The 20256-nt window shown below is 60.0% G+C and carries 17 protein-coding genes; all 17 read left to right on the plus strand.

The window, feature by feature from the left end; genetic code table 11:
- Window positions 1–114: 114 nt before the first annotated feature.
- The 17 genes from E8L22_RS18575 (at window position 115) to E8L22_RS18655 (ending at window position 20213) form a co-directional block, all read left to right on the plus strand.
- Window positions 115–2781 carry a valine--tRNA ligase gene (locus tag E8L22_RS18575; RefSeq protein ID WP_136526599.1) on the plus strand — a complete coding sequence of 889 codons (2667 nt, stop codon included), beginning with the start codon at window positions 115–117 and terminating at the stop codon, window positions 2779–2781.
- 63 nt (window positions 2782–2844) lie between these two features.
- A complete protein-coding gene (locus tag E8L22_RS18580; protein WP_136526600.1) occupies window positions 2845–3666 on the plus strand; it encodes a prepilin peptidase in 822 nt (273 codons plus the stop codon).
- Window positions 3667–3677: 11 nt separating this feature from the next.
- On the plus strand, window positions 3678–5150 hold the full coding sequence (locus E8L22_RS18585; RefSeq protein WP_136526601.1) for a sensor histidine kinase: 1473 nt from the start codon (window positions 3678–3680) through the stop codon (window positions 5148–5150).
- A gap of 108 nt (window positions 5151–5258) precedes the next feature.
- Window positions 5259–6629, plus strand: a complete 1371-nt coding sequence (locus tag E8L22_RS18590) for a sigma-54-dependent transcriptional regulator (protein WP_136526602.1) — start codon at window positions 5259–5261, stop codon at window positions 6627–6629.
- 202 nt (window positions 6630–6831) lie between these two features.
- Complete coding sequence (locus E8L22_RS18595; protein WP_136526604.1) at window positions 6832–7614, plus strand: DsbC family protein; 783 nt, start codon at window positions 6832–6834, stop codon at window positions 7612–7614.
- A gap of 57 nt (window positions 7615–7671) precedes the next feature.
- On the plus strand, window positions 7672–12600 hold the full coding sequence (locus E8L22_RS18600) for a pilus assembly protein (protein ID WP_136526605.1): 4929 nt from the start codon (window positions 7672–7674) through the stop codon (window positions 12598–12600).
- A 3-nt stretch (window positions 12601–12603) separates the two neighbouring features.
- On the plus strand, window positions 12604–13089 hold the full coding sequence (locus tag E8L22_RS18605; protein ID WP_136526606.1) for a pilus assembly FimT family protein: 486 nt from the start codon (window positions 12604–12606) through the stop codon (window positions 13087–13089).
- On the plus strand, window positions 13061–13471 hold the full coding sequence (locus E8L22_RS18610) for a type IV pilus modification PilV family protein (RefSeq protein WP_136526609.1): 411 nt from the start codon (window positions 13061–13063) through the stop codon (window positions 13469–13471). Before E8L22_RS18605 ends, E8L22_RS18610 begins: the two co-directional genes overlap by 29 nt.
- 35 nt (window positions 13472–13506) lie before the next feature.
- A complete protein-coding gene (locus E8L22_RS18615) occupies window positions 13507–14700 on the plus strand; it encodes a prepilin-type N-terminal cleavage/methylation domain-containing protein (RefSeq protein ID WP_136526610.1) in 1194 nt (397 codons plus the stop codon).
- Window positions 14701–14714: 14 nt separating this feature from the next.
- Complete coding sequence (locus tag E8L22_RS18620; RefSeq protein WP_136526611.1) at window positions 14715–15323, plus strand: pilus assembly PilX N-terminal domain-containing protein; 609 nt, start codon at window positions 14715–14717, stop codon at window positions 15321–15323.
- 155 nt (window positions 15324–15478) lie between these two features.
- Window positions 15479–15964: a pilus assembly FimT family protein gene (locus tag E8L22_RS18625; RefSeq protein ID WP_136526613.1), complete on the plus strand. Its 486-nt coding sequence runs from the start codon at window positions 15479–15481 to the stop codon at window positions 15962–15964.
- Window positions 15930–16349 carry a type IV pilus modification PilV family protein gene (locus E8L22_RS18630; RefSeq protein WP_136526614.1) on the plus strand — a complete coding sequence of 140 codons (420 nt, stop codon included), beginning with the start codon at window positions 15930–15932 and terminating at the stop codon, window positions 16347–16349. Before E8L22_RS18625 ends, E8L22_RS18630 begins: the two co-directional genes overlap by 35 nt.
- Window positions 16346–17485: a PilW family protein gene (locus tag E8L22_RS18635; protein ID WP_136526616.1), complete on the plus strand. Its 1140-nt coding sequence runs from the start codon at window positions 16346–16348 to the stop codon at window positions 17483–17485. The genes E8L22_RS18630 and E8L22_RS18635 overlap by 4 nt, the downstream gene beginning before the upstream one ends.
- 12 nt (window positions 17486–17497) lie before the next feature.
- On the plus strand, window positions 17498–18115 hold the full coding sequence (locus E8L22_RS18640; RefSeq protein WP_136526617.1) for a pilus assembly protein PilX: 618 nt from the start codon (window positions 17498–17500) through the stop codon (window positions 18113–18115).
- Between the two features lie 285 nt (window positions 18116–18400).
- Window positions 18401–18598 carry a helix-turn-helix transcriptional regulator gene (locus E8L22_RS18645; RefSeq protein ID WP_041248407.1) on the plus strand — a complete coding sequence of 66 codons (198 nt, stop codon included), beginning with the start codon at window positions 18401–18403 and terminating at the stop codon, window positions 18596–18598.
- 17 nt (window positions 18599–18615) lie between these two features.
- Window positions 18616–19668 (plus strand): type IV pilus biogenesis protein PilM, encoded by a 1053-nt coding sequence (gene pilM / locus E8L22_RS18650; protein ID WP_136526618.1) that lies wholly within the window; start codon window positions 18616–18618, stop codon window positions 19666–19668.
- The gene (locus E8L22_RS18655) at window positions 19665–20213 is read left to right on the plus strand and encodes a PilN domain-containing protein (protein WP_136526619.1); all 549 of its coding nucleotides are present in this window, start codon (window positions 19665–19667) and stop codon (window positions 20211–20213) included. Before pilM ends, E8L22_RS18655 begins: the two co-directional genes overlap by 4 nt.
- Window positions 20214–20256: the final 43 nt, after the last annotated feature.

Raw genomic sequence — 20256 nt, forward strand, 5'->3', positions numbered from 1 at the left:
TCGTACGCGCATCCGCTTATGAAACAGGGGATTTTACGATCCCCTTTTTTCATTACTTAATACAAGCTGTGCGGGGTGAGCCCTGCTAGAGCATTTTCCTGAAGAGGTAATCAGATGGCAAACAAAGAGCTGGAAAAGGTTTACGAGCCGAAAAGCGTTGAGCAGAAGTGGTACCAGGAGTGGGAAGGGAAGGGTTACTTCCATGCCTCCGTCCCGTCGGACAAGCCGGGCTACTCCATCGTCATCCCCCCGCCGAACATCACCGGTGTCCTCCACATGGGGCACGCCCTGAACAATACCCTGCAGGACATCCTGTGCCGCTGGAAGAGGATGGCTGGTTACAACGTGCTCTGGATGCCGGGCACGGACCACGCCGGCATCGCCACCCAGAACGTGGTCGAGCGTCAGCTGGCCGCCGAGGGAAAGGACCGCTTCGAGCTTGGTCGCGAGGGGTTCATCGAGCGCGTATGGCAGTGGAAGGGTGAATCCGGCGGGCAGATCATCGGGCAGTTGAAGCGCCTGGGCGCCTCCTGCGACTGGGAGCGCGAGCGCTTCACCATGGATGCCGGTCTTTCGAAGGCGGTGCGCGAGGTCTTCGTACGCCTGTACGAAGAGAAGCTCATCTACCGCGACAACCGCCTGATCAACTGGTGTCCGCGCTGCCACACCGCACTCTCCGACATCGAGGTCGAGCACGAGGAGAAGGCGGGGCACCTGTGGCATCTGCGCTACCCGGTGGTCGGAAGCGATGAGTACGTCATCGTGGCCACCACCCGTCCCGAGACCATGCTGGGCGACACCGCCGTCGCGGTCCACCCGGAGGACGAGCGCTACAGCCACCTGATCGGCAAGATGGTCATGCTCCCGCTGGTGAACCGCGAAATCCCGGTCATCGCCGACGACTACGTCGACCGCGAGTTCGGCACCGGCGTCGTGAAGATCACCCCGGCCCACGATTTCAACGACTTTGAGATGGGCCTCCGGCACAACCTCGACCGCATCAACGTCTTCGACGAGTCCGGCGTGGTGAACGCCGCCGGCAAGCAGTACGAGGGGATGGACCGCTTCGCCGCAAGAAAGCAGGTGGTGGCGGACCTCGAGGCGGCCGGGCTCCTCGAGAAGATCCAGGACCACGGTCTCTCCGTGGGTGGCTGCTACCGCTGCAAGACCGTCGTCGAGCCGTACATGTCGCTGCAGTGGTACGTGAAGGTCGGACCGCTCGCGGAGCGGGCGCTCGCCGCGGTCAAGGACGGCCGCACCAAGATCGTGCCGCAGCAGTGGGAAAACACCTACTACGACTGGATGGAGAACATCCGCGACTGGTGTATCTCGCGCCAGATCTGGTGGGGCCACCGCATCCCGGCCTGGTACTGCGACCACTGCGGCCACATCACCGTAGCGAAGGAAGACCCGACTTCGTGCAGCCAGTGCGGCTCCGACGAGATCCGCCAGGAGACCGACGTGCTAGACACCTGGTTCTCCTCGGCGCTTTGGCCGTTCTCCACCATGGGATGGCCGGAGAAGACCCCCGAGCTCGCCGCCTTCTACCCGACCTCCTGCCTCGTCACCGGTTTCGACATCCTCTTCTTCTGGGTCGCCCGCATGATGATGATGGGGCTGCACTTCATGGACGAGGTCCCCTTCACCGATGTCTACATCCACGCCCTCGTGCGCGACGCGCAGGGGCAGAAGATGTCCAAGTCGAAAGGGAACGTCATCGACCCGCTCACCGTGATCGATGCCTACGGCACCGACGCCTTCCGCTTCACCCTGGCCGCCTTCGCGGCGCAAGGGCGCGACATCAAACTCGCCGAGGAGAGGATCGCCGGGTACCGCAACTTCGCCAACAAGATCTGGAACGCCTCGCGCTTCGCCATGATGAACCTGGAAGGTTTCGATCCGAACCAGGTCGATGTCGCGTCGCTCAAGCTCTCCAACGCCGACCGCTGGATCCTTTTCCGCCTGAACGAGGCGGCCGCCTCGGTCGACTCCGCCCTCGAAGGGTTCCGCTTCAACGAGGCGGCGAACGAGCTGTACCGCTTCACCTGGAGTGAGTTCTGCGACTGGTACATCGAACTCGCCAAGGACGACCTCTACAAAGGGGACGCCGAGCGCCAGGCTGCGACCAGGTACGTGCTCTGGCTCGTGCTCGAGAACCTCCTGCGTCTTCTGCACCCGTTCATGCCGTTCATCACCGAGGAGATCTGGCAGGCGCTTCCGAAGAAGGAAGGCGCGGCCGACTCCATCATGATCTCCGACTTCCCGACCCCGCGCGATGAGTGGAAGAGTTACGCCGCGGCCGCCTCCGAGATGGAGCTGGTCATGGAAGTGATCAAGGGGATCAGGAACATCAGGGGCGAGATGGAAGTGGCCCCGAGCAAGCAGATCGCCGCCATCCTCGACTGCAAGTCCGAGGCGAGCCTCGCGCTTTTGAAGAAGAACGAAGTCTACGTGATGAGCCTTGCGCGCCTTTCCGATCTCGCCATCGGTCAGGGGATCGAGCGTCCCGCCGAGGCCTCGCTGCAGGTGGCAGGTGACGTCGAGATCATCGTTCCGCTTAAAGGGCTCGTGAACGTCGAGGAAGAGGAGAAGCGCCTCGGCAAGGAGATCGCGAAGATCGAGAAGGACATCGAGTTCCTGTCCAAGAAGCTCGCCAACCCGAGCTTCGTCGAGCGTGCGCCGGCCGACGTGGTCGAGAAGGAGCGCGAGAAGATCGCCGAGTTCGAGAACAAGAAGAAGCTCCTCGAGGAGAGCCTGGAGAAGATCCAGAGATTGAAGTAGCAATTACCCTTTTGTCGGACCAGTCAGACTGGTCCGACAACGGATTGCCCCCAAGAGGTAGCATTGACTCCTTACATTCTCTACGCCTTATTCGCCTTCCTGCTGGGGGCAGTGGTCGGTTCCTTTCTGAACGTCTGCATCTGCCGGATGCCGCACGGCGAGTCGGTGGTGTCGCCGCCGTCGCACTGCCCTAAGTGCGACTACCAGATCCGCTGGTACGACAACATCCCGATCCTCAGCTACCTGGCACTCAGCGGTAAGTGCCGCTCTTGCGGGACGCACATCTCGATCCAGTACCCGCTCGTCGAGGCTCTGAACGGGCTTTTAGCGCTCGCCCTCTTCGTCAAGTTCTTCCCGCCTGCTTTCCTGGACATGGCACCGCTGGAGGCGATGGGGCGGCCGGCCTTCTATTTCATCGTCCTCTTCGTGTTCTGCTGCGCTCTCGTCGTGATAACCTTCATCGACCTCGAACACCAGATCATCCCTGATTCGATCTCGCTTCCCGGCATCGTCGTCGGGTTCCTCGTCTCGTTCTTCATCCCGCACATCGGCTGGCTCAACTCGCTGATCGGCATCGTGGCCGGCGGCGGAAGCCTGCTCCTCATCGCCTGGATCTACCAGGCGGTCGCCAAGAAGGAGGGCATGGGGGGGGGCGATATCAAGCTGCTGGCCATGATGGGGGCGTTCCTCGGATGGAAATCGATCCTCTTCATCATCTTCGTCTCGTCGCTGCTCGGCTCCGCCATCGGCGTTACCCTGATGGCGATAAGGAAGAAGGACTCCACCCTCGCGATACCCTTCGGCCCCTTCCTGGCTAGCGCCGCTGTCCTCTACATCTTCTACGGCCGACGCATCATCAACTGGTACCTGAACATGGGAGGGTGAGCGCGGCTGCCATGAAACCTCTCCGTTTCAGCCTCACCTTCTACATCCTCTCCGCCGTGAGCCTGCTGCTCGTGCTCGCATGGCTACTCCTCTCGCTTATCTCCTTCAAGACCGCAGAAAAAGACCTGCTGACCCAGAAAGGGGAAGACACCCGGCTTCTTTTGGGTGCCATCGTCTCCGTCCTGCCGCGTCCCTTGGCCCCGCCCGACCCCAAAAGCTCCGTGGCGCGGTATCTGGAACAGCTGAGGCAGGATGGCAGCTTTGAGGGGCTGCTTGTGGTGGACGATACCTTGCGACCGCTCTACGCGTATCCTGCCGGCAGTGCGGTGGACGACAGTCTTCTCAGCGTGTTGAACAACGGGCGCCCGCTTTTTCAAATCTCTGCCGATCATGCCACGTGCCGCTCATACTCCGCGATCGTGGAGCAGGGGAAGGTCATCGGGGCGGCCCGGCTCACGCTCTCGCTTCGCCCCGCTCAGGAGCGGCTCCTATCGTCGCGCCGTCTTTTTCTCGCTTACTTCGCCCTGGATTTCCTGCTGCTGCTGGTGCTTGGATCCTATCTGCTTTCCCGCACCGTGGTCTCCCCATTTAAGAAACTACTCCAGGCCACGCGGAGGATCACCGCCGGTGACCTCGGCGTTTCCGTGAACGTGGCGGGGAGTGCCGAGGTCGCGGAGCTCTCCGAGGCATTCAACAGCATGCTGGTGGCTTTAAGGGAGAAGAGGGTGGAGGTCGAGGAGAAGGTAGCCGCGCTGACTTGGGCCAACAAGGAACTGGTCGAGGCGCGCAGCGAGGCGGTCCGATCCGAGAAGATGGCATCCGTCGGGCTTTTGGCTGCGGGTATGGCGCACGAAATCGGTACCCCCCTTGCGGCGATCATGGGGTACAGTGCGATCCTCACCGAGGATCTTGCCGCGGACCCGGAAAAGACGGATTACCTGCGGCGGATCATCGAGGAATCGCAGCGCATCGACCGAATTGTCAGGGGGCTTTTGGATTACGCCCGCCCGAAGGACGCGCAGCGCGAAGAGGTGGTGGTTCGCACTCTGCTGGAAAAGGTGGTTCAACTGCTTTCCCCCCAGGGGGTGTTGAAGCACCTGGAGGTGTCGATCGAGGTTGAGGCGGACCTACCGTTGATCTTTGCCGATCCTTATCAGCTAGAGCAGTTGCTGATCAACCTTATTATGAACGCCAGAGACGCCATGCCGCGGGGTGGGAAACTGTGGCTAAAGGGAAGCAGTCGAGGAGCCGATGTGGTCGTCGAGGTGATCGACAGCGGCCACGGCATGCCGCCCGAACACATCGGGAAGGTGTTCGACCCGTTCTTCACCACGAAGGAGCCCGGGAAAGGGACAGGGTTAGGTTTGGCCATCGCCGCCCGCATCGCAGAATCCTGTGGTGGTAAGCTCGAGGCCCAGAGCGAGCAGGGTAAAGGAAGCCGCTTCATTCTGACCCTTCCGGCGAAGGCGGAGAGTAAGGGGTAGGCGGTGCGGGTGGCCGCCGGCGGGCTGCAGCCAGTCGGACCAGTCGGACCAGTCGGACCAGTCGGACGAGTCGGACGAGGTCCGACAGGAAAACTGAAGGAGCCGCATTTGAGCGAGAAGAAGAAAATCCTGGTTGTGGACGACGAGGAAAACCTGCGTCACATGCTGCAGGTCCTGCTCAAAAAGCAGGGCTACCTGGTGGAGCAGGCGCCGGACGGCGCCGAAGCCCTCACCAAGGCACGCGAGGGGAACTACTCCTTCATCCTCTGCGACATCCGCATGCCGGTCATGGACGGCAAAAGCTTTCTCACCGCCTGCACCAAAGCGGGCGTCGGCGCCACGGTGATCATGATGTCCGCCTACGGTACCGTCGATGACGCCATCGAGTGCATGAAGCTTGGGGCCTACGACTACATCTCCAAACCTTTCAACAGCGACGAGGTCGCCCTCGTCCTTAAAAAGGCCGAGGAGCGCGAGCGCCTGAAGGACGAAAACCGCCGCCTGCGCGAAGAAGTGGGGCGCGGCAGCACCCTTTCGGAGATCATCACCCGCAACGCGAGGATGTCCGAGATCATGCAGCTCGCCAAAAAACTCTCCGAGCACAAGACCACGGTTCTTATCCAGGGCGAATCCGGTACCGGCAAGGAACTCATCGCCCGCGCCCTGCACAACTGCGGCTCGCGCAGACAAGGCCCCTTTGTTGCCGTCAACTGCGGTGCCATACCGGCATCCCTTCTTGAAAGTGAACTCTTCGGTCACGTCAGGGGGGCCTTCACCGACGCGAGCTATGACAAGGTGGGCCTTTTCGAGGAGGCGGATGGCGGCACCCTTTTTCTGGACGAGATCGCCGAGCTGCCGTTGCCGTTGCAAGTGAAACTGTTACGCGTGCTCCAGGAAGGAGAGATTCGCCGGGTAGGCGGGGCGGCCGCCACGAAGGTCGACGTTCGGGTGGTGTCCGCGACGAGCCGCGACCTCGTTCAGGAGATCGCAAACGGAACGTTCCGGGAGGACCTCTACTTCCGGCTCAACGTCTTCGCCCTTTCCCTCCCGCCACTGCGTGCGCGCATCGAGGATGTGCCTCTTCTGGTCGAGCATTTCCTGCAGAAATACGGCGCGCTGATGGGAAAGCCGGGGGTGCGCCCCACGCCCGAGGCCCTGCAGGCGCTGGTGCACTACCGCTGGCCCGGCAACGTACGGGAACTTGAGAACTGCATAGAGCGCGGTCTTGTCCTTTGTGAAGGAACCGCTCTCGGGCTGGCTGCCCTCCCCGAGGGGGTGCGCGAGGAAGCGGGTCTTGGACGGTCGCTGCCTGAGCTGCCCGATTCGCTCTCCATCAAGAAAGGAGCAGAGGCGCTGGAGCGCCGGCTCATAGTGCGTGCCCTCGAACAGACGGGAGGCAACCGCACTCATGCGGCGCGCCTGCTCGAGATCAGCCATCGCGCCCTTTTGTACAAGTTGAAGGAGTACGATCTCGGTTAACCGCCCCTGCGGTGCCAATTTTTTGCGGAGTCGGTGGCTCTGCTATGAAAAAAATGCATACGTTTCCGATTGCAGCCGTGGTATGGTATGGCGCAACTGTGCGGATTGAGGCGGAAACGGCGACAGGCTGATGTGCCTTCGTTCGAGGCATGGTTGTTGCTGCCAACCCCGGGGCAATAAAAATCACGTATGAGGTGTACTGATGTCGTTGTGGAAAGTTCTCGCCACTTTTACCTTTGCAGCAGCCGTTTCCTTCTCCTCCCAAGCCTTCGCCATGTCGCAAGGTTGCACCGGTGAATGCGCATCATGCCATTCGATAACCCTCCAGGAGGCGAGCGGTCTCTTAAAGGAGATCGGCTCGGTCAAGGACGTCAAGCCGGCACCGGTGCGTGGGCTCTACGAGGTCACCTTCGAACAGCAAGGGCAAACGGGAGTCGCGTATCTCGACTACGGCAAAAAGCACATCATAGCCGGCCAGGTCTTCGACATCGCCTCGCGGCAGCCGGTGGGAGGTTCGGCGCAGGCTGCGCGCCAGGAGCGCAAGGATCACTTGGACCCTGCCACGCTAACCACGGATAACGCCCTGGTACTCGGCAACCCCAAGGGGAAGAAGAAGCTCTACGTCTTCACCGACCCGGAGTGCCCGTATTGCGCGAAGGCACACGTCGAGCTGAAAAAACTGGCGGCCATGGAGCCCGACCTTGCCATCTACATCAAGCTCTTCCCGCTCAAGATGCACCCGAAGGCCTACGACAAGTCCCGCGTAATCCTGTCGCGCAATTCGATGGAACTCCTCGACCAGTCCTTCGCAGGGAAGCCGCTTCCCGCCGCGACCGATAAGGATGCGAAGAAACCGGTCGATGATACTATCAGTTTCGCCGCCGCCAACGGCATCAACTCGACCCCGACACTCGTGCTCCAGAACGGGCGCATCGTCGTCGGCTACCAGGATGCGGCGGCCATGCAGCAGTTGCTGACAAGGTAAGCGACATTGAATCACGCACATCTTCGACCGAATCAAATCTCCAATACGAGGTGTTCAATGGGAACCACTATGAACAGGCTCTTCATCAAGAAATTGCTGCTCATTTTATCTGTCATGCTTGTCCCAGCCTCAGTATTGGCTGCTACTGATCCGGGTGATAACTGGTGCATAACCCCGGCCTTCATCTCCGGCGGTATCAAGCCGAACCTTTTGCTGATGATCGATAACTCGGCCAGTATGTACGATTTAGGCTACATCGCGGGATCGACCTCGGCTGCCCCGACCTATACCTGCGGCACCGGGTCCGGCTCCGCTACGGTTTCTTCGTCCTATTGCTTCGACAACACCTACGACAATACCAAGGACTACGAAGGGTACTTCAGCAAGCTCAACAGCGACGGTACTTTTACCTATCCCGTGTACCAGTACTCGGGCGGGAAGTTCCAAGAGATCACAACCGGCGTTCCCACCGACACCGGCACCGGGATTTACCGGACCAGTTACGTCTTCATACAGATGTCCGGCAGCAGCAGTGCTACACCTCCCGACAGGGTCGTATCTTCCTTCATAGCCAGCGGCAGGTTCCTCAACTGGCTTGCGGCCTCGAAGTTCGACATCGAGAAGAAGATCCTGACTGGCGGCAAGTACGGCTCCGGCGTGCTGCAAAGCGAGAGCAGGGGGTGCGTGGGGCGGCGCTTCGTGAAGGTCTTACCCGCTCTCTCCGGCCTTTCATTTGCGGTGCGCGGTCCTACCGCCGTGGAACCCTACTACGACCCGAGCACGCAGGGCGGAGGTACCCGCATCGAGATCTTCGAGGGGACCTACAACCAGAGTGACTGCCAGTGCGCGGTCTACAACTGGAGCAGCGGGAACTACGGCCAGGCCAGCACCGATACCAAGAACTGCCTGTCCACCACCAATGCAGACAACGCACTTGCCACCATCAACCACACCCAGCAGGCCTGCTGGAAGATCAAGGACAACATCAGGACCGGGGCGACCGGCGACGCAATCTGGCAGGGGGTGAGCATCAACAGCCTCGAGACCGCATGCGACAACGTTTATTCAGACCCTAAAAACCCGATTTCCCCGTCTGCCATCACCGACGAGTCCAGCGGCAACTACATCTGCACCAGTGCGGCGACCCACACGGCCCCGGTCGCACCATACATCGGCACCAGCTCGGACACCACCGGTTTCATCGGCAAGTGCTATAACCTGGGCGGCACCAAGTTCGGCGGCGGAAGCTCGACAGATGACTGCGTGAAGAACGAGATCCTGCACTACTGCATGGGGCAGAACTCCGCCGAGGTAACCGACCCTTCCTCGGTCATCCCCACCAGCGGCAACATCCCGTCGGTACTGATGGACGCCGGCGTGCGCGCCATCGGCTCGCCGGTCGGCCCTGCAGGGAAGCCGGGTTACTGCTCCCGCGCTACCTCGACCACCTGCTCCACCGATGGGGACTGCACCGCAAAGGTGTGCTCCAACGCTCCGAGCACGAGCTGCACCAGCGATGCGAACTGCACCTCACCCGGCGTCTGCGTGCCACAAACCTGCAACAACCCCTTCTACGCAAAGGTGGCCGTCTCATCCGCACCGAGCGGCCTCATCAACGACTTTGCCGGCAGCATTCGTTTCGGCGTGATGAGCTTCAACAAGTTCGGCTCTGCGAGCGAGTGCGGATCCATCCTCGACATGCCTTGTCCCAAGTTCTGCTCCGGCAACACCAACAAGGTCTGCAGCAAAGATGCGGACTGCCTTAGCAGTCTGAACGAAGGGACCTGTCAGGACCCCACGCCCCCGAATAGGGATGGCGGCGTGGTGCTCAACACCATCGGCTCGGCCGTCGGCGACCACAGCTCCGGCATTATCAACACCATCGACGGCCTCCAAGCGGTTTCCTGGACCCCCTTCGCCGAGGCGTACTACAACGCCATCGCCTATTTCGTCAAGGATGCCACCGCGACCACGGCTACCTTGAACTCGACCAAGTTCACGCCGACAGCAGCCGCCATTCAGGCGCCGCTTGCGAGCACGCAAGACCCCGCGCTCAACAACCAGAACCCGATCCAGTTCCGCTGCCAGCAAAACAACGTCTTGCTGATCACTGACGGTTCCTCGACCGCCGACAAGAACGACACCATGAGGAACAAGGTCACTGACACCTCCAACTACTTCAGGGACCCGGCCACCCTCGCCGAGACCGGCTCCACCGCAGGGGTGTGCGGCAGCTACGGTGGGAGTGCCTACCTCCACGACCTGAGCTACTTCGCCTATCACCGCAACCTCTTCGACCCCAGCCAGATCTGCCACGGTACCGGCGCCACCACCTGCGAAAATTCGCAAACCATAAAGACACACGTCGTGTACAACGCGCCGTCCAGCACCGGCACGACCAACGTCTGCGATCCCTACGTGCAGATGAACATGACGGCGACCAACGGCGGCACCACGCTGCACAACCCGAACAACCCGACGCAACTGAGGACCGAACTCAAAACCGCCCTCGAGAGCATCGCCGGTGGGGCCGCCTCGGGTACCGCGGCCTCCATCTTGAGCAACAGCGAGGGGAGCGGCGCCAACATACTGCAGGCGGTGTTCTATCCGAAGAAAGTATTCGCGGACCAGACCGAAGCCAAGTGGATCGGCGAGATGCAGAACCTCTGGTACTTCGTGGACCCGCAGATCAACCGCTCGACCATCCGCGAGGATACCGATCAGAACAACATCTTCGACCTGATCCAGGACAAGGTGGTCAGCTTCCGCTTCGATAGCACGGACAACACCACCTACGCCTACACCTCCATTGACCAAAACGGCGATGGCTCAGGCGACACCGCCGAGGTGAAGGTGGACGCCGACTCCGTGAAGAGTATCTGGCGTGCGGGCAAGAAACTCTGGGCGCGTCCTTTGACCGGCACCGGCGCGAGGCCGCGGAGAATCAAGACGAGCATCAACGGCACTTCGCTCATCGACTTCTCCTCAGATACCTTCAAAGGGGATGCCGGTGTCGACAACTCGGCGACGCTGATGCCCTACCTGGACCTCACGGACAGTGGTGTCGCCACCAACCTGATCAACTACGTGCACGGACTGGAGCAGACCGGCTACCGCAGCCGGACCGTCTCCATCAAGGATACCCCCACCAGCACGCCGGTTTCCGGCATTTGGCGGCTGGGCGATATCATCTCTTCGACGCCGCGCATCCAGTCCAATCTCAAGCTGAACACATACAACCTGCAGGCTCCCAGCGGCTACAGCGACAGCTCGTACGCGTCGTACATAGCCTCCAATGACTACGGCAAGCGCGGCATGGTGTATGTTGGCGCCAATGACGGTATGCTGCACGCCTTCAACTTCGGCAAACTCGACGTTACGGCGAGCGGCACCCAGAAGGCGACGCTGACAAAGCTGGAGAGTACCGACCCGGCGCTTGGGGAGGAGATGTGGGCCTACATCCCCAAACAGGCGCTTCCATACTTGAAGTACTACGCCGATACCAACTATAACCATCTCTACTACATCGACGGCGCCACCGTGCTCTTCGACGCGAGTATCGGCGCCCCCAGCGGCATCAGCGGTTGTACCGACTCGACCTATTACAACTGCGACCGGCTGAACACGGTGGTCGACAGCAGCAACAACCTCGACAGCGACAAGAACCCATGGCGCAGCATTCTGATCGGCGGCATGGGGCTTGGCGGGGCCTCGTCATCGAACTGCAGCGATCCCGCTACCAACAACTGCGTGCCGACACCGCGCATGGACCCCGTCACCACCACCAAAGGGCTCGGCGTCTCCACCTATTTTGCCCTCGACGTCAGCGACCCCAAAAACCCCTCGCTGATGTGGGAGTTCAACCGCCCCACTGATAATGACCTCGGTTTCACCACCACCGGTCCCGCCATCGTCAGGGTGGGGGACAAAGGGAAGAACGGGCGCTGGTTTGCAGTTTTCGGCTCCGGGCCCACCGGTCCGGTCGACACCGACGGCAATCAATTCCAGGGACGTTCCAACCAACGTCTCAAGTTCTTCGTGGTGGATCTGAAGACGGGCGCCCTGGTGGGGGATCCTCTCGACTCCGGGATCGACAACGCCTTCGCCGGTTCCATGATCGGTGCTTCCATAGATACCGACCGCTGGAACCCCTGGGCCGCCGGCAATTACCAGGATGACGCCATCCTGGTCGGCTTCACCAAGAAGACCGGTACCGGCACCTCCGCCACTTGGACCGACGGCGGAGTGCTCAGGATCATGACCAACAACGACACCAATCCCGCCAACTGGATTGTGAGCAAGGTGGTTGACGGGGTAGGCCCGGTGGTGACTGCCATCGCCAGGCTGCAGGACCGCAAGAACATGAACCTCTGGTACTACTTCGGGACCGGCCGCTACTACTACCGGGCCGGGAGTTCCATCGACGACTACAGCTCGCGGCGCTCAATCTACGGCCTGAAGGATCCCTGCTACAACACCGCCGCCGTTCCCGGCAACAGGCTGGACCCGAACTGCAGTACCACCATCAGCGCCGGCAACATCACGGACCAGTCTCCAGACACCATCTCCACTTCAATCGGCAGCGGCGGGTGGAAAATCGACCTGGATGTCTCGACGACCGCTTACGGTGCCGAACGAGTTGTCTCCGACCTGGTGACGCTGACCAACGGCACCGTTTTCGCCACCACCTTCGAGCCTACATCGGACGCATGCGGCTTCGGCGGCAATTCCTTCCTGTGGGCATTGGGCTACAACACCGGCGGCAGGCCAAGCGACGCGGCTCTCTCAGGCAAGGCTCTGATCCAGCTCTCGACGGGTGAGTTCAAGGAGGTCGACCTTGCCCAGGCATTCGGCAGCGGCGCGACGCGAGCGTATCGGCGCAGTGCGACACCCATGACCGGAAAGCCGCCGGCGGATTCGTTCCCGGTGGTCAGCAAGAGCGCCAATAAGCCGGTCAAGAAGATCCTGCATATCCAGGAGCGCTGATTGATGAGAGAGAGAGGCTTTACACTTGTCGAGTTGGTCGTGGTGGTCGGCATCATCGGGATACTGCTTGCCATAGCCACCCAGCAGTTCAGCCAGATGCAGCAGAAGGCCGCCATTGAGGCGCAAGCGAGGAAGGTGTACAGCAAGCTAACCGAGATACGCGCGGAGGCCATGTACACCCGGACGCCGCGCGCTGTCACCATCAGCGGAAATCAAATCAACACTTATGCCAGCAACGACACCACCGCCGCGCCACTTTCCGTTCTTCAGTTCGGCCTACCCATGGTCATGAACGTTTCACCCGGCAAGGTAGTGTTCGACGGACAGGGGGTGATGCAGTCCGACGACCTTTCGGTCTGCGTCCAGCCGGACGGCTCCGGGAGCAACCTCGGGAGCTTCGACAGCGTTGTCGTCTCCGCCGTGCGCAGCTACATGGGAAAAAGACAAACCGGAGGGGCCTGTGCGCCAGCAAACATTACTCAAAAATAGCGACGGCTTTACGCTGGTGGAGCTGATGGCCGCACTGATCATCGTGGCAGTCGGCATGTTCGGTGTGCTACAGATGATCAACGTCACCCTGCAGCACAACCTCCAGAACGAGGTACGCAACGAGGGGGTGCGCATCGGCGAGAAGTACATGACCGACCTGAGGGGAAAGACCTTCGGCGTCTACTCCTCTCCGTATACGACTTTCGTCGAGAACGGGAAGATCCGGGGGGCGGTCAAGCCGTACACCGTGGAACGGACCTCGCAGGTGCTTGCCTCCGATGGGGGGGGGGCGAGCACGTACCAGCTGATGGTCAACGTAAGGTGGTCGTTGCGCAACGCGAATTACCAGAACGAGGTGGTCACTGTGAAGGTTCGACCGTGAGACGCGGAACGCAGCGGCCGGCAAAGGGACTTCGTATGCTGAGAGGAAATAAAGGCTATTCACTGGTGGAACTCATCGTCGTCATGGCGATCTTCACCATCGTCATCGTCGTGGCTTCGGCGGGGTTCAAGACGGTCCTCACCCAGGTGGGGCAGCAGAGCAAGCTCATGGAGACCGATATCGGGAGCATCGTGGGGTTGGAGGTGCTCCGTTCCGATCTGCAGGGGACAGGGTATGGACTCCCCTGGGCCTTTCAGAACACCCCGTCGGGCTACACCGAGGTCACCACCGCGGAGCCGAGCGGAGAGCCGCCCACCAACGCCAACATCTGGGCTTCCGGCCAGAGCCCTCGCAGCTACAACGACGCAGCCGCGGTCCCACGCGCGGTGCAAAGCGGCAACACCACCTTCAACCTGAAAGATGGGGTGGGGTCGCAGTATCTCGTGATCAAGTCGCTTACGGTGGCCGGATCCAACAGCGGAGTGCAGAAGAAATGGTTGTCGGTAAGTTACGACGAGACCAACACCAAAAAGGCCCCGCTCTGGAACGACCCGTCCAATATTCGAAACTTCAGCGACACCGATCGGGTTATTGTGCTCAGGAACACCTTCAGCAACAACGTGCCTAGCAGACAACTCCAGGTGAACGAAGGAACCGGCGCATATTCGACCACCTTCTCGCACTACACCTCCCTGACGGTGCCCCATTCCTCCGGCGACATGTTCCAGGTCTACGGGGTCGACCCCTCGACCGATCTACGCATGCCGTTCAACCGGGCCGACTATTACGTGAGGCAGCCTGCCACAATGCCCCCAGCCTGTGCTCCGAATACGGGAGTCCTGTACAAGGCTGTACTGAAGCAGGCGGCCAACGGCGGTTTCTCTGAGATTCCACTTTTGGACTGCGTGGCGGACATGCAGGTGGTCTACGGCATCGGGCCATCTGGAAGCGGCGACATCACCTTCCACGATACCACGCTGCCCGGCACCGGAACCGCACAGGAGATCCGCCAGCAGCTCAAGGAGATCAGGGTCTACGTCCTGGCCCATGCCGGCAGGAAGGACACCGGCTACAGCTACCCGAACACCACCATCGATGTTGGTGAAAAATTCGCCGGGGCCCTTAAGGGGAGGAGCTTCGATCTGGAGCATCAGATAGGCGGTGATTGGCGCAACTACCGCTGGAAGGTTTACCCCATCGTGGTGCGGCCGCAGAACCTCATTCAGTAACAACGGCGGTATTTATGAAAAAGCTCAAAAACGAAGAAGGTATCGCGCTGGTGACGGCGCTGATGTTCACCCTGATCTGCCTGGGGATCGTGGCCGCGCTGATGCAGATGCTTCTGCTGCAGACGAAGGTCTCTGCCGTCGAGAAGAATTATCGCAATTCGCTGGAGGCGGCCTACGGCGGCACCGAATTGGTCACCAAGGAGTTCATCCCCAAGCTCTTCACCAACTACTCGACCGGCATCGGACCTCTGCTCACGGCCTACGCGAGCAACATCGAGCTTCAGGCGAGCACCGGGCTCAAGACCAAACTGAGCAGCGCCACAAGCGACTGGGGGACCCTTTCCAAGACCCTGAACCCGAAAGACGCCCCGGACCTGCAGTTCATGCTCAAGGGGACCGGCACCAACGGCAACTTCAAAGTTTACGCGAAGGTTGTAGACACGGTTCCGGGGAACTCCGATACCACCGGCATCGACTACCTGGACAGCGGCGTCGGGGTTGCCGGCAGCGGCTCCGGCATCGCGCCCAAGCACAACCCGGCCCTCTACAGTGTGGAGGTGCAGGGAGAGCGGGCCTCCAACCCGAAGGAAAAGGCGATCCTCTCGGTTCTCTACGCCTACTGAGATTTTTCCCCGCAATTAGCTGCGGCCCTCCCACCCGGAGGGCCTTTTTTTTTGCTCCTCACTTTTCCTTTTCTTTCATTCCCACTTTGCTAACATTGGTGAGTTCAAATTTTACCGTTTGGCAATCGCGGAGAGTCGGAACTCCGGGGGGGGCTATGCGTGCACGCGGATATTCACTCGTTGAGATGATCACCATTGTTGCCTGCCTGGCGGTGCTCATTGCCTTGGGCACTCTCATGTTCCAGCGCTATGACCGCAACTTCAGGACCGAGGCGCAGACCCGGCTGATCCTCACCGAACTCATGAAGGCCCGGATGAACGCCATCACCCAACACAGGGCGACCCGTGTGAAGCTGTACCGGGATCGTTTCGAGGTGTACTCATCCGGGAGTGACGAGGGCGACCCCGTCATGGTGCAAACTTTGAACTTTCCACTCATGAGCAACTTACCCGGCTTCGCGAAGGGGGCTAAAGTCGAGTTCCAGGAAACGGGCCTCACCCGCAATTTGGGTACTGTCTGTGTAGATGCCGATGGAATGCAGCCAGCTTTGGACAGCATCATCATCTTCGCGACGAGCATGAGGTCGGGGGTAAAGGACAAGGGAAATGACTGCGACTCGGAAAACATCACCATCAAATAGTGGCGGCTTCACGCTTGTGGAGATGCTCATGGCCATGCTCGTGATGACTGTTGGGCTTCTGGGGCTTCTTCAGTGCGTGGTTGTCGCCTATCAGCACGGGACGAAGACACGCTTGCGTACCGAGGCGGTCCTGGTGGCGGAAAAATGGATGCATGAGTGGACCAGGCAACCCTTTGGCAACATAAGCACCGGCATCGATCTATCGGACGTCGAGAATAAGCAGGTGGACGGTGTTCCCTGGAGCTATAAAGTAACGCGAAAAGCGGAGCCGGCGGGGAGCACCACCACGACCTTGAAGCTGACCGTGCGGGTGCTCTGGAGTTCAAAGGGGGAGACGGCAAGCCACGAGATCTACACGCTGAGGACGAGGAGAGCGGGGGAATGAGACCCAAGGATAAAGGGCAGGGATACACACTGGTAGAGATGCTTGTAGCCATGTTGATCTTCTCCGTGGTGATGACGCTCATCAGTGCCTCCTTCGCAAGGACGGTGAAAAACTCGAGCCAGCTCAGCAAAAACACAGAGACCGACATCGCCGGTCTCATCGGACTCGAAGTGATGCGAAGCGATCTTGAGCTGGCCGGGTTCGGTCTTCCTTGGAGCGTTTCAACAGACATCCACTACGATGAAGCCCTGAAGGACTGGCACTTCGTCACCGCCTGTACCGACGGATGCCCCGGCGCGAAAGCGAGCCTTTACAACGACAATCCTCCCTCTGCCTATCGGGTTGGAGACAACGTCGGCTTCAATGGCTCCGATTACCTCGTGCTCAAGGGTACCCCGCTGGGCAACAGTCCGGTCTGCCGCAGCTGGTGCTACGTCAACTACAGCGGCTTCACCAGACCGTCGCGTGTCACTCCGGAACTCGACCAGAGGGACGAGCCACGGGTTGTCGTTCTTAAAAACGAGGTTTTCTCGGGGAAGGTAAGCCGCACTCTGGTGCACCAGGATAGCAAATTCACGGTCTCCTCCGGCGCCACCCTTGATCACGCATTCAGTCCCACCCAGAAGACCGACACCTACCTGGCCTACGGCGTCGCCGAGACGGAGCTAAGGTTTCCCTTCAACCGCTCCGATTACTACATAGAACGGGGCACGGACAGGATTTCATCCTTCTGCAACGAGGGGACCGGCATCCTCTACAAGGCGGGGTTCAATCACCAGGCCAAGCCGACAATTTATCCGCTTCTTGACTGCGTCGCAGACATGCAGGTCGTGCTCTACCTTGATAGCAACAACGACGGGGTGGTCGACTACCATCCGACGGCTGAAGACACGTTAACGCCAAAGGACCTGCGTGAGGGGCTGAAACAGGTCAGGGTTTATGTGCTGGCGCAACAAGGGAAGCGGGATACCACCTTTGTCTACCCGGCCGAAACCATCGTCGTCGGGGACCCGAACCTGCCTGACGAGCCGGGGCACGTCTGGAGCGCTCCGGCGCTCGCCGCGAGGTTCGGCGCCAACTGGCGCAATTACCACTGGAAGGTCTACACCATCGTAGTGCAGCCGAAAAACCTGTAGCGGGGAGGGACGATGTGCAGCCTTCATTCGCAAAAAGGGGCGGCTTTGGTGACGGCGCTTATGCTGACCGCGCTGTCGCTGGTGATCGCCGTCGCACTTCTCACCATGATCACGGCGGGGACGCAGATTTCCGCAAGCCAGAAGCGTTATCACAGTTCCCTCTCCGCGGCGCGAGGCGCCGTCGATCTCTTCACCCAGGAGCTGATGCCCAGACTGTTCCAGCCGGAAACTGCTGTCGATGACCTTGAGCGCGAGTTCTCCGGGATCGGGCTGCATGTGAACCTTGATCCCTGCCTCAGACAGAAGCTCACGTTGTCTCCCGGCTCCTGGTCCGCCTGCAGTGCGGCCCAGGCCTCAAGTGACCCGGTTGCGGCTCCGGATGTCTCTTTCCGGCTCGCCGGTCTCCCTGCCGCAGGAGGGTTCACCGTAACAACTAAGATCGTAGACACAGTTCCCGGCAACACGGACCGAAGCGGTTATGACCTCCTTGATGGGGGGGGCGCTGTAGCTGCCCAGGACGATGTGGTACGCCCCCAGCACGTTCCGGCCATGTACCACCTGGCCGTGCAGGGGATCCGGGATGGGCAGGAGCGTGAGAGGGCACGGCTATCAGTGCTGTACGCTTATTGAACCTGGAAGTGTAGATGCTCTTCACGACTGTGAAAATACAAACCATAGGTATTCCTGAATGGCAGGTTGCGTGCAATTGCAACCCGCCTTTTTATTGGTATCATCTCCCCATCCCACCCATTAGAAAAGGTCTTCCCGGGGGGGGGAGGCATTTTCTCTTGAGACGATCTATTCCCACCTTTGGCATATAATTATGTGTAATTTGAATTAAAATGTTGACTTTCGTGAAGTTTGGCGTATATCTATGCCAAAATTTCCTACGACTGTCTTAAGCGGTGCCAATCAATGATCATGAACAGCGTGAAGAAATTACGGGAAGAGCGCCTGATGAGCAAGGCCGAGCTGGCGCGCCTGGCCGGGGTGTCACCGATAACCATCGACCGGATCGAACGGGGTGAGGATTGCAGGATGGAGACCAAGCGCAAGATCCTGCTTGCTCTTGGGTTTTCCCTCTCCGACAAGAACAAGGTATTCCAGGACTAGGGTAATAGGACCACGCGATGCTTTTCTCCAAGAAGAAGGACATAGTAGGGGTCGACGTAGGATCCAGTGCGGTGAAGCTGGTGCAACTGCGCCCGTCAAAGGGTGGGTACCAACTTGTAAAGATCGGGATCCTGCCGCTTCCTGCTGAGGCGATCGTCGACAACACCCTCATGGACAGCTCCTCAATAGTCGAGACAGTCCGCCAGCTTCTCACCACCCTCGGGGTGAAGGCCAAGGAGGCCGCCTGTTCCATTTCCGGCAACTCGGTCATCATCAGGAAAATATCACTCCCGGTGATGCCGGTTGAGGAACTCGAGGATCAGATCCACTGGGAAGCCGAGCAGTACATCCCCTTCGACATCAACGACGTGAACGTCGATTTCCAGATACTCTTCCCGGACGAGCAGGACTCCTCCAAGATGAACGTCCTGTTGGTCGCCAGCAAGAAAGATATCATCAACGACTACCTATCGGTGTTTGCCGAGGCCGGACTTAAATTGGTCGTGGTCGATGTGGACTCCTTTGCCGTGCAGAACTCCTACGAGCTCAACTACACCGCAGATCCGGAACAGGTGGTGGCGCTGGTCAACATCGGGGCCAGCATCTTCAACCTGAACATCGTACGGGACGGCATCTCTCTTTTCACTCGCGACGTGCAGATGGGGGGGAACCTCTACACCGAGGAGATCCAGAAGCAGTTCGGCGTCAGCAGCAGCGAGGCGGAGGAGATGAAACTCGGTGCGGCCGAAGCTGCGGATCCCCGCCTGAAGGAGGTGCTGCAGCGGGTGAACGACACAATCGCGCTTGAGATGCGCCGCTCCTTGGACTTCTACAACTCCACCGCCGGCGAGGAGCGCATCACCAAGGTGTTCCTCTCTGGGGGAGGGGCGAAGACACTGCAACTTGTGGAAGCGGTGCAACAGCGCCTCTCGCTCCCGGTCGAGCTCATGAACCCCTTGGTCAAGATTGCGGTGAACGAGAAGGAGTTTGATCCGAGGTACCTTGAGGAGATCGCTCCGCTCATGTCGGTCGCGGTGGGCCTCGCGACTAGGAGGGCCGGAGACAAATGATAAAGATAAACCTCCTTCCCGTACGGGCGTCAAAAAAGAAAGAGACCATGCGGCAGCAGGTCGTTGTCCTGGTGGTCGCGCTGGTTGGGCTTTTAGCCGTGGGGGTGGGCGCCTGGATCTACCTGCGCAGCCAGATAACCAGCCTCAACAACGAGATCGCCAGCTCAGAAAGTGAACTTGCCGCGCTGAAGACCAAGATCGGAGCGATCGACAACCTGAAGAAGCTGCAGGCCGACGTGAAGAAGAAGCTGGACGTGCTGAACCGGCTGCGTCGCGACAAGAGCGGGCCGGCGTCGCGGCTGTCCGCGCTTTCCGAGTCGGTGCCCGAAAAAGTGTGGCTCACCAAGTACACCGAGAACGGCGACAAGGTGTCGGTAAGCGGAGGCGCTCTAAGCGAGGATCTCATCGCGGTTTTCATGAAGAGCCTGCAGGCCTCCGGCGCCTTCAAGAACGTGGAGCTGGCCGTCTCGGAACAGGCCGAAATCTCGGGAGTCAAGTACAAACGCTTCGATCTGAACTTCCAGATAGCGGATCAGAAGCCGTAGGCCGGGTTTCCGGCACAGGACAGGCGTGCGGACTACGCCTAAA

Origin of the sequence: Geomonas ferrireducens (assembly GCF_004917065.1) — a bacterium.
Classification (GTDB): domain Bacteria; phylum Desulfobacterota; class Desulfuromonadia; order Geobacterales; family Geobacteraceae; genus Geomonas; species Geomonas ferrireducens.